A 10,439-nucleotide genomic window follows, 5' to 3' on the forward strand; every position below is an offset into this window, starting at 1 on the left:
CCTCCCGTCCGTCGTGTGGTCGCGACTAGCGCGCGGCGAGCTCCGACACGATGCCGTCACCGGGTGCGGCCTGCACCAGGTCCGCCTCGATCTCGGCGCGCTCGAGGATGCCCTCGATCTTGCGGATGCGGCCACGCGGGACGATCGTCACGACCGTGCCCTCCTTGCCGGCACGACCCGTGCGGCCGGAGCGGTGCATGTACGCCTTGTAGTCGTCCGGGGCGTCCGCCTGCACGACGAGCGAGACGTCGTCGACGTGGATGCCGCGGGCGGCGACGTCGGTGGCGACGAGCACGTTCACCCGGCCGCTGGTGAGCAGCTGCAGGTTGCGCGTGCGGCGCGACTGGTTCAGGTCACCGTGGAGCGAGGTCGCGCGGATGCCGGCGTCCTCGAACTGGTCGGCCAGGCGCTCGGCGTAGGCGCGGGTCCGGGCGAAGACGATGGTCTTGCCGTCGCCGGCGACCAGCTCCTCGAGGAGACGGTCCTTCTCGCGCTGCTCGACCACGAGGACACGGTGGTCGATGGTCGAGGACGCCTGGTCCTCACCCGCGACCTCGTGCACGCTCGGCTCGTGCAGGAACTGCTCGACGAGCGCCGCGACCTGGGTGTCGAGCGTCGCGCTGAACAGCAGCTTCTGCGCGCGGTTGCCCTGCGGGGTGACCTCGGCCGTGGCGGAGAGGATCTCCTGCACCGGCTCGAGGAACCCGAGGTCGCACATGTGGTCGGCCTCGTCGAGCACGGAGATGATGACCTCGCTGAGGTCGAGCTTCCCCTTGTTCATGAGGTCCTGCACACGACCGGGGGTGCCGACGATGATGTCGACGCCGCGCTCCAGCGCGCCCTCCTGACGGCCGTAGGGGACGCCGCCGTAGATCTGCGTCGTGAACAGGCCGACCGAGCGGGCGATCGGCTGCACCGTGCGGTCGATCTGCAGGGCGAGCTCACGGGTCGGCGCGAGGATGAGCGCACGCGGGGCGCGGCCCATCTTGCGCTTGGTGCCGCCGCCGTGCTCCATGAGCTTCTCGACCAGCGGCGCACCGAAGGCGATGGTCTTGCCGGAGCCGGTGCGGCCACGGCCGAGGACGTCCTTGCCGGCGAGCACGTCGGGGATCGTCGCCGCCTGGATCGGGAACGGGCTCGAGGCGCCGAGCTCCTGCAGGGCGCGGGAGATGTTGCCACCGATGCCGAGGTCGCCGAAGGTCACGCCCTCGACGTCGGCCGCGATGGTGGCCTCGGCCTGCAGCTTCTCGAGCTTGACGTCGTCGGCGGGCACGAACTTGCCGCGCTCGGGATCGTCGAACGAGCGGCGCGGGGTGCGGTCGCTGCGGTCGTCGCGGTCGAACTTGCGCGGGGCGCGGTCGTCGTTGTCGCGACGCGGGGCGCGGTCGTCGCGGTTGAACGAACGCGGTGCACGGTCATCGCGGTCGAACGAGCGACGCGGGCGATCGTCGTTGTCACGGCGGAGCGCGCGGTCGTCACGGTTGAAGCTGCGCGGCGCACGGTCGTCACGGTCGAACGAACGACGCGGTCGGTCATCGTTGTCACGACGGGGCGCACGGTCGTCACGGTCGAACGAGCGACGCGGACGGTCGTCGTTGTCACGACGCGGGGCACGGTCATCACGGTTGAAGCTGCGCGGGGCGCGGTCGTCGCGGTCGAAGCGACGCGGACGGTCGTCGTTGTCACGACGGGGCGCACGGTCGTCACGGTTGAAGCTGCGGGGCGCGCGGTCGTCGCGGTCGAAGCGACGGGGACGGTCGTCGTTGTCACGACGGGGCGCACGGTCATCGCGGTTGAAGCTGCGGGGCGCGCGGTCATCGCGGTCGAACGAACGACGCGGACGGTCGTCGTTGTCCCGACGGGGCGCACGGTCGTCACGATCGAAGCGACGCGGGGCGCGGTCGTCACGGTTGAAGCCGCGACCACCACGGTCGTCGCGGTCGGGGCGACGCTGGCCGCCACTGTCACGCGGCTCCCAGTTCGGACGGGCCGGACGCTCGCCCTGCGACGCGCGACCGCGACGCTCCTCGGCGTCCCAGCGCTGCTTCTGGCGCGGCTGCGACGAGTCGGCGGCGCGGAACCCGCGGTGCTTGCTGCTGCGGGCGGCGGGGGTGCCGTTCGGGTGGCGGACGCGGTCGGAGGCGCGGTTGTCCGCGCCGCCCTTGTTGTACGGGGCCATGGCTGCTTTCTCGGGTGCGCAACGTACCGCAGCGCCCGACAGCGACATCGGCGGGGGCTGCTTGCGGAGAGGGGGTTCATCCCGTCGCGAGTCGACGTGATTCCAGCCCTCGAGCAACACACACCCAGCAGAATTTCCGTGATCACAATGTCACGACGTCGAAGGCCGACCGAGCGAGTCTACGCGAGCCGGTGCCCTGACGCCAGCCCCGATGCGAACGCAGGCCGGTCGAGCGGGGTGATCCGCGCCTCCTGGCCGCACCGGACGCGACGCGTCACGGCGAGCCCAGCCGGAACAGCCGCTGCAGCCCCCACCCGGTGACGCGCACGAGCGCTTCGACCACGATTCCACCGCTCATCTTCGACTCGCCCCGCTCGCGCTCCACGAAGGTGATGGGGACCTCGGCGACGACGGCACCTGCCCGGAGCGCGCGTCGGGCGAGGTCCACCTGGAAGCAGTAGCCGGCCGAGGCGATGCCCTCCGCGATGAGCGAACGGAGGAGGTCCGCGCGGATCGCGCGGTAGCCCCCGGTGAGGTCGCGGACCCGGACACCGAGCACGAGCCGACTGTAGAGCGAGCCGCCGCGCGACAGGGCGATCCGGTGCCACGGCCAGTTCACGACCGAGCCACCGCGCACCCAGCGCGAGCCGATGACCAGGTCGGCACCCACCGCCGAGCGCTCGAGCAACCTGCCGAGTTCTTCGGGCCGGTGCGAACCGTCGGCGTCCATCTCGACCAGGACGTCGTGGTGGCGCTCGAGCCCCCAGGCGAACCCCGCCAGGTAGGCGGCACCGAGACCGGCCTTCTCGGTGCGGTGCAGGACGTGCACACGCTCGTCGTCCCGGGCGAGGCCGTCCGCGATCGCGCCGGTGCCGTCCGGGCTGCCGTCGTCGACGACCAGGACGGTGACCTCGGGGCGTGCCGCGAGGACGCGGGCGACGACCGACTCGATGTTCTCGCGCTCGTCGTACGTGGGGATGACGACGAGCACCCCTCCATCGCCACTGCGAAGTTTCAAGGATTACCCCGTTGCCGTGCGGATCGAATTGGATATCAGAACAACATATACGCAACGACACCACGGAGGCCAGCATGCGAGACAGCACGGGGACCCGCACACTGCCCGATTGGCTCATCACCCTCGCGCTCTACGCACTCGCGCGGGTGGTGACGACCGTCACGTTCACGCTGGGGTTCGCGTTCAGCGACCCGGTCGGGTTCGGCGACCCGCACGGCTGGAAGGGGTTCTTCGAACGCTCGACCGCCTGGGACGGCCAGTACTTCCTCGAGATCGCGCGGCAGGGCTACCCGAGCACGCTGCCCGTCGACGACACCGGCGCCGTCCAGCAGAACGCCTGGGCGTTCTTGCCCGTGTTCCCGGCGGTCGTGCGGGCGGCCAGCACGACCGGCGCCGACCCCGCGGTGGTCGCGGTGCTGCTCGCGACGGCGTTCGGCGGCGCGGCGTCCGTCGCACTCATGGTCCTGGTCCGTCCACATGTCGGACGGACCACCGCGCTGTGGTCGGGCGTGTTCTTCGCCTTCGGACCGATGTCGTTCGTCCTGCAGCTCGCCTACGCCGAGTCGCTCGGCCTGCTGCTCGCGTTCGCCGCACTCATCGCGATGCAGCGGCGGCACTACTGGACGGTCCTGCCGATCGTCACGGTTCTCGCGTTCACCCGGCCCGGAGCGCTCGCGATCCCGTTGGCGCTCGCGCTGCACGCCGTGCTCCGGCTCGTGCAGCACGACCCGGTGCCCGTGCGGGAGCGTGTCGCGATCGTCGTCACCGGCCTCGTCACGGCGGCGGCCGGCCTGGCGTGGCCGGTCGTCGCGGCGCTCGTCACCGGGGTTCCCGACGCCTACTTGCAGACCGAACTCGCGTGGTGGCGGCTCCACCTCGACGTGCAGCACTTCGTGCCGCTGACACCGTGGTTCCTGCAGGCCGACCGGGTCGCGGGCGCGCTCGGCGTGGTCGCTGTGCTCGTCGCGGTCGGCGCCGCCGGGTGGTGGCTGTCGTCACGCTCGACCCGCCGGATCGGTTCGGTGCCGCTGCTCGGCTCGGCGTCGTACCTGCTCTACCTCTTCGCGACGTTCCTGCCCCAACAGAGCCTGCCGCGGCTGCTGCTGCCGGCGGCCCCGTTGCTCGGTGCGCCGATCCTGCACCGCACCGCGCTGCGACGGGGGGTCGTGCTCGGTGGCTGCGTGCTCGCGCAGCCCGCGGCGGTGTGGGTGCTGTTCCTCACCCACAATCCCTGAGCCGGTGGCTCAGGACTCCGCGAGCCGACGACGCTGCTCGGCGACGTCGAAGTCCGCCTTCGGCCACGACAGGTGCATGTCCTCCAGCGCCCGGAGCAGGAGCTGCTGCACGGCGAGGCGGGCGTACCACTTGCGGTTCGCGGGCACGACGTACCAGGGCGCCTGCGGGGTCGACGTGCGGTCGAGGGCGATCTGGTACGCCTGCTGGTAGCGGTCCCAGAGCAGGCGGTCGTCGATGTCGCTCGGGTTGAACTTCCAGTGCTTGTCGGGGCGGTCGAGCCGGTCGCCGAGGCGCTCGCGCTGTTCGTCCTTCGAGATGTGCAGCATCACCTTGACGATGGTCGTGCCGGCGGCGGCGAGGCCGTCCTCGAAGGCGGTGATCGCGCCGTACCGGCGTTCGATCTCGTCCGGTGCGGCGAGCCCGCGGACGCGCTGGGCGAGTACGTCCTCGTAGTGCGAGCGGTCGAAGACGCCGAGCTGCCCGGCTGCCGGCAGCTGCTTCTCGATGCGCCAGAGGAAGTCGTGCTCGCGCTCCTCGGCCGTCGGGGCCTTGAAGCCGGCGTAGTGCACACCGTTCGGGTCGACCGCACCGACGACGTGCGAGACGATGCCGCCCTTGCCCGCGGTGTCCATCGCCTGGAGCACGAGCAGCACCCGGCGCTCGTCGCCGGCCGTCGACGCCGCGTACAGGCGCTCCTGCAGGGCGGCGAGACGCGAGGCGCCGGCGGCGAGGGCCTCGAGGCCGTCGATCTTGCGGCCGGGGAAGCCCGGGGTGCCGTCCGGGTCCACCTGGTCGAGGCGGAACCCGGGTTCGACGCGGAGCAGTGGTTCGGGATCGGCGTTCCAGGCCTTGCGATTGCTCACGTGTCCTCCTGCGGTGCTCCGGTCGGCGGCTGCCGTGCTCATCCTCGCACTGCCGTCCTCCGCTCGGGTGACGTGGGCGGTCGCCGGGGCGGCTAGCGTGGACGTGATGAAGTCCGGCCGCCGCTCAGTGCTCGCGCTCGTCGCCGCGGTCGTGGCGCTCGGCGCGATGGCGTCCTGCAGCACGGACCCGGTCGGCGACGAGAACGCCACCGTGACCGCGGACAGCGTCATCTACCCGCTGTCGCTGCGGTACCACGGCATCGACGTGGTGGCCGACGTGCCCTACGGCACCGACCCGCTGCAGCGCCTCGACGTGTGCCTGCCCGCCGACAGCGACCCCGCGACGACGGCGACGCCCACTGCGACGCCGTCCGCCTCGGCCACCGCCGACCCCGATGCCGAAGCGGTCGAGGCCACCACCGGACGCCCGGCGGTCCTGATGATCCACGGCGGCAGCTGGTCGCACGGCGACAAGGCGACGGCCGCGTACCGGTCCGTGTGCAAGTACCTGGCGTCCGAGGGCTTCGTGACGTTCAACGTCGACTACCGCCTGGCACCGACGGATCCGTTCCCGGCCGGGCTCGACGACGTCCGCCGTGCGCTCGACTACGTGTTCCGTCCCGCGACGCTCGAGACCTACGACGTCGACTCCCAGCGTGTGGGCGTGTTCGGCGGCAGCGCCGGCGGCAACCTCGCCGCGATGCTCGCCGTCACCGATCACGACTCCGCCGCGTACGCCGACGGGGACCGGATCCGTGCCGTGGTGGACCTGAGCGGGCCGACGAACCTGACCACCCGGTCCACCGAGCCCGACGGGGTGTCCGCGGCCTTCCAGCGCAAGCAGCTGCTCTACCTCGGGTGCCGGTCGTACGCCAGGTGTCCGGCGGCCACGCGGGCGTCGCCGGAGTTCCACGTCACCTCGGACACCGCGCCGTTCTTCATCGGGCACTCCACGGACGAGTTCATCCCGATGTGGGAGTCGCAGGAGTTCGCCGCGACGCTCCGGTCCCACGACGTCCCGGTGACGTTCGTGGCGGTCGAGGGCACGGCGCACTCCATCGCCCAGCTCGACGAGGCGATGAGCCGCCGGGTGGTCACGTTCCTGCGGACGCAGCTGGGCTGACCGCGGGCGGCCGACCGGCGGCCGGCCGGCTGCCGGCTGCCGGTTGTCGCTTGTCGCTTGTCGCTTGTCGCTTGTCGCTTGTCGCTTGTCGGCGCAGGAGACCGACCGCGTGCCCCGGGTGGGTGCCACCCGGAGTCGGGACTGCCGCTGCCGACCCCCTGGCCGCAGACTTCGGGGGTGACCGACACCTCGACCCGCCCTGCCCGCGCCGCTGCGACCCGCTGGGACCGCCCTGCGCTGCAGACGTTCGGCGAGCTGCTGCTCGGGCTGTCGTTCCTCGCCGCGGTGTCGTTCGGCGGGTACGCCTCGGTCACCGGACAGCTGGCCGTCGTGTCACAGGTCGCCGCCGTGGTGTTCCTCGTGACGCTGACCCTCGTGCTGGTGTCCTGGTTCCGGGCCGTCGAGCGCGAGGAGCGGACCGAGCGCGTCGTCGTCTCGCCCCTCGCCGCGATCGACGCCGAGTACCGCCGCTAGGCAGCGCTGCCGGAACGCGCGGCTCGTCGCCGCTGTCGTTCCTGCCGGAGTTCCACGCGTTCCTGGCGTCGCTCAGCGCGCGCCTGCTTCCGGGTCTTGCCCGCGGCGATCCGGTCGTCGTTGCGCTCGCGAGCCCGCTCGACCACGAAGTACAGCGCCGGCAGCACCACGAGCGTCAGCAGCGTCGAGGACACCAAGCCGCCGATCACGACCAGTGCCAGCGGCTGCGAGATGAAGCCGGACTTGCCGGTCAGCCCGATCGCCATCGGCAGCAGCGCGAAGATCGTCGCCATCGCCGTCATCAGGATCGGACGGAGGCGTCGTGTGGCGCCCTCGATCAACGCCTCGCGCACCCGCAGCCCGCGCCGTCGGTACTGGTTGACGAGGTCGATGAGCACGATCGCGTTCGTCACGACGATGCCGACGAGCATGAGCAGACCGATCAGCGACGCGACGCCGATCGGGACGCCCGACGCGATCTGCAGCAGGATCGCGCCCGTCGCCGCGAACGGCACCGACACGAGCAGCAGCAGCGGCTGGAGCAGGCTCCGGAACGTCGCGACCATGATCACGTAGACGATCAGCACGGCGACCAGCACCGCGAGCCCGAGCTGCGAGAACGCCGACGACTGGCTGGCGGCGACGCCACCGATCGAGGCGGTCGCACCCTTCGGCAGGTCGAGCTCGTCGACGGCGGTCGTGACGGACTGCACGGCCGCACCGAGGTTCGTGGCGTCCGGCGTCACGGTGATCGTGGCGGTGCGAGCCGCGTTCGTCGTGGTGACCGTGGTGGGCCCCTCGGACTCCTCGACCGTGGCGACGTCGGACAGCGGGACCGTGCCGGTGCTCGTCGGCACGTCGAGTGCACGGAGCGCGGCGATGGTGGTCGGCGGCTCCGGGTCGGCGATGTAGACGTCGAGCGTCGCGTCGTCGATCTCGATGCTGCCGGTGTCCCGCGGCGAGACCGCGGCGGCGACGAGGCCACCCACCTGGGTCTCGGTGAGTCCGAGTGACGCTGCCTCCTGGCGGTCGACCCGGACGGCGAGGAACGGTTCTGCCGCGGACAGGTTGCTCGTGGCGCCCGTGGTGTCCGGGACCGACTGCATGGTCTTCAGTACCTGGCGCGACGCCGTCTCGAGCTGCGACTGGGTCGGCGCGGTCACGTCGACCTCGATGTCGCTGCTGCCACCGAACCCGCCGCCGGAGGACGCGATGGTGACCTCGCCGACGTCCTTGATCGCGCCGATCGACTTCCGGGCGTCGGCCTGGATCGTGGGCTGGTCGGCCTCGGCGTCGGTCGTGACGGCGTACTGCACCGAGGCGCTGCCGCCCCCGCCGAACGCCGCCTGGATCGACTGGCCGCTCGTGCCGATGGTGGTCTGCACGGTCTCGACGCCGTCGACGTCCTGCAGAGCCCGCTCGACCTTGCGTGCGGACTCGGACTGGACGGCGAGACTCGAACCGGCCTTCAGGTCCTGCGTGACCGTGAACGTGTTCTGCCCCGAGTCGCCCAGGTAGTTCGTGGTGACGAACGGCAGCGTGGCGACCGTTCCGCCGAGCACGATCACGGCGAGCAGGATGACGACGACCGGCTTGCGGACGACCCACCGGAGCACCGGCAGGTAGACGCGGCGCAGGCGGTCGACCCGGCCGGCGTCGTGCAGGTCCGCGGCGGAGGCGAGCGCACCCTCCGAGCGGTCGCCCTCGCGCGCGCGCTCGGCATCGATCGCCGACGGTGCCACTTCCGCGTCCGTGGGTGCTTCCGCTGCCGCTGCCGTCGCCGCGTCGCCCGGCTTCGCCTTCGGCGGGCGCAGCCACCAGTACGCCAGCACCGGCACGATCGTGAGCGAGACGAACAGCGACGCGACGAGCGCCAGGGTGACCGTCACGGCGAACGGTCGGAACAGCTCCCCCACGAGTTCTGCGACGAAGGCGACCGGCAGGAACACCGCGACGGTCGTCAGGGTCGAGGCGGTGACCGCTCCGGCGACCTCGCGAACAGCGTCCCGCACGGCCTGGCCGCGGTCGACACCGGGCAGCATGTGCCGCTTGATGTTCTCGATGACGACGATGGAGTCGTCGACCACGCGGCCGATCGCGATCGTCAGGGCCGCCAGCGTGATGATGTTGAGCGTGTAGCCGGCGGCGCGCATGCCGATCGCGGCGAGGAGCACCGACGTCGGGATCGAGATCGCGGTGACGAGCGTGGAGCGCCACGAGAGCAGGAACACCAGGATGACGAGCACCGCGAAGGCGAGCCCGAGCAGGCCTTCCTCGGCCAGGGAGTCGATGGACTGCTGGATGTAGGGCGCCTGGTCGAAGACGACGGTGAAGCGGGGGTCGCCCTCGATCTTGTCCTCGATGCCGGGCAGGGCGCCGCGGACGGTGTTCGAGACGTCGACGGTGTTGGCTTCCTGCGTCTTCGTGATCGAGATCGTCAGGGCCTGCTGGCCGTCCACGCGGCTGATCGAGGTGCGCGGCGACTCCGTGATGGCGACCTTCGCGACGTCGCCCAGGGTGGTGTCCGTCGGCGTGGCCGCGGGTGTCGACCCGCCCGTCGCGGCGTCACCCGTGGGAGCGGTGCCGGTCGCACCCGTGCCGGTCGCGCCCGTGCCGGTCCCGGTCGCACCGGCGCCGGTCGCCCCCGTGCCGGTCGCTCCCGCAGCCGTGCCGTCACCGGACGAGGCCGTCCCGTCTGCGCCGGCGGCACCCGACCCGGACCCGGACCCGTCCGAACTCGACGAGCTCGTCAGCGGCAGCGCGCGGATGTCCTTGAGCGAAGCGATCCGCTCGCCCGTCTGCACCGACAGGGTCGAGCCGTCCTCGGTGATCGTGCCGCCGGGGATCAGGGTGCCGTTGTCGTCGAGCGCGTCCGAGATCGCCGTCTGGCTGAGGCCGCGGGCGGCGAGCTCGTCCTGGTCCGGCGTGATGACGACGCGACGACCCGGGTTGCCGAAGACGTCCGCCTGCCGCACACCGTCGAGCTTCTCGAGGTCGGGGATCGCCGAGGCCTGCAGCCGGTCGACGAGCTGCTCCTGGTTGCCGGACGCCGAGACGGCGACCTGCAGCACCGGCAGGTCGTCGAAGGACCCGGTGACGATCTGCGTCTGCACCGAGTCGGGCAGCGACAGCGCGTTCACCGCTGTCTGGATCTTGTCCTCGGCGCTGGCCAGGTTCGATCCGTACTGGAACGACGCCGACACCACGCTCTGCCCGGTCGACGAGGTCGCACTGGTCGACTCGAGGTCCGGGACGACCTGGATCGCCTGTTCGATCTTGGTCGAGACGTCGTTCGACACGACCTCTGGCGTGGCCCCGGGGTAGGCGCTGACGATCGCGACCTGCGGGAACTCGACGCTGGGGATCAGCTCCTGCTTGAGGCTCGAGAGCGCGATGCCGCCGAAGACCGCGACCACGATCGTGACGAGCGCGATGAGGGCCCGGTTGCGCAGGCTGAAGACCGAGAGGAGGTGCACGTCATCGATCCTCGCAGGACCGACCGACGAACGCTCGGCTGGCAGCCAGAACCCGCCGTCGGATCAGGAC

General features: G+C 71.5%; 7 protein-coding genes. 3 read left to right on the plus strand and 4 right to left on the minus strand.

The features are described from left to right. Positions 1-25: 25 nt before the first annotated feature. Complete coding sequence (locus BIU91_RS13165) at positions 26-2,179, minus strand: DEAD/DEAH box helicase (RefSeq protein WP_071405822.1); 2,154 nt, start codon at positions 2,177-2,179, stop codon at positions 26-28. Positions 2,180-2,453: 274 nt separating this feature from the next. Further along, positions 2,454-3,170, minus strand: a complete 717-nt coding sequence (locus BIU91_RS13170; protein ID WP_253183755.1) for a polyprenol monophosphomannose synthase — start codon at positions 3,168-3,170, stop codon at positions 2,454-2,456. 101 nt (positions 3,171-3,271) lie between these two features. On the opposite strand from BIU91_RS13170, the gene BIU91_RS13175 reads away from it, so the two are divergent. Next, complete coding sequence (locus BIU91_RS13175) at positions 3,272-4,432, plus strand: mannosyltransferase family protein (protein ID WP_071405824.1); 1,161 nt, start codon at positions 3,272-3,274, stop codon at positions 4,430-4,432. A gap of 9 nt (positions 4,433-4,441) precedes the next feature. Here BIU91_RS13175 and BIU91_RS13180 read toward each other — a convergent pair whose 3' ends face one another. Continuing rightward, entirely contained in the window at positions 4,442-5,296 is an 855-nt protein-coding gene (locus tag BIU91_RS13180) for a polyphosphate kinase 2 family protein (protein ID WP_084741266.1), read from the minus strand. A 106-nt stretch (positions 5,297-5,402) separates the two neighbouring features. On the opposite strand from BIU91_RS13180, the gene BIU91_RS13185 reads away from it, so the two are divergent. Next, positions 5,403-6,419 carry an alpha/beta hydrolase fold domain-containing protein gene (locus tag BIU91_RS13185; RefSeq protein WP_111091869.1) on the plus strand — a complete coding sequence of 339 codons (1,017 nt, stop codon included), beginning with the start codon at positions 5,403-5,405 and terminating at the stop codon, positions 6,417-6,419. Between the two features lie 177 nt (positions 6,420-6,596). Further along, the gene (locus BIU91_RS13190) at positions 6,597-6,893 is read left to right on the plus strand and encodes a hypothetical protein (RefSeq protein WP_071405826.1); all 297 of its coding nucleotides are present in this window, start codon (positions 6,597-6,599) and stop codon (positions 6,891-6,893) included. Here BIU91_RS13190 and BIU91_RS13195 read toward each other — a convergent pair. Further along, positions 6,890-10,369, minus strand: coding sequence for an efflux RND transporter permease subunit (locus BIU91_RS13195; RefSeq protein WP_071405827.1), 3,480 nt, complete (start codon positions 10,367-10,369; stop codon positions 6,890-6,892). The genes BIU91_RS13190 and BIU91_RS13195 overlap by 4 nt on opposite strands. Between the last annotated feature and the right edge of the window lie 70 nt (positions 10,370-10,439).

The sequence above is a fragment of the Curtobacterium sp. MMLR14_002 genome, assembly GCF_001864975.1.
GTDB lineage: Bacteria > Actinomycetota > Actinomycetes > Actinomycetales > Microbacteriaceae > Curtobacterium > Curtobacterium flaccumfaciens.

What these genes read in the sequence shown, in the direction of transcription:
- BIU91_RS13165 (WP_071405822.1), bottom strand. Translation starts at nt 2,179, where the DNA reads ATGGCCCCGTACAACAAGGGCGGCGCGGACAACCGCGCCTCCGACCGC.
- BIU91_RS13175 (WP_071405824.1), top strand. Translation starts at nt 3,272, where the DNA reads ATGCGAGACAGCACGGGGACCCGCACACTGCCCGATTGGCTCATCACC.
- BIU91_RS13185 (WP_111091869.1), top strand. Translation starts at nt 5,403, where the DNA reads ATGAAGTCCGGCCGCCGCTCAGTGCTCGCGCTCGTCGCCGCGGTCGTG.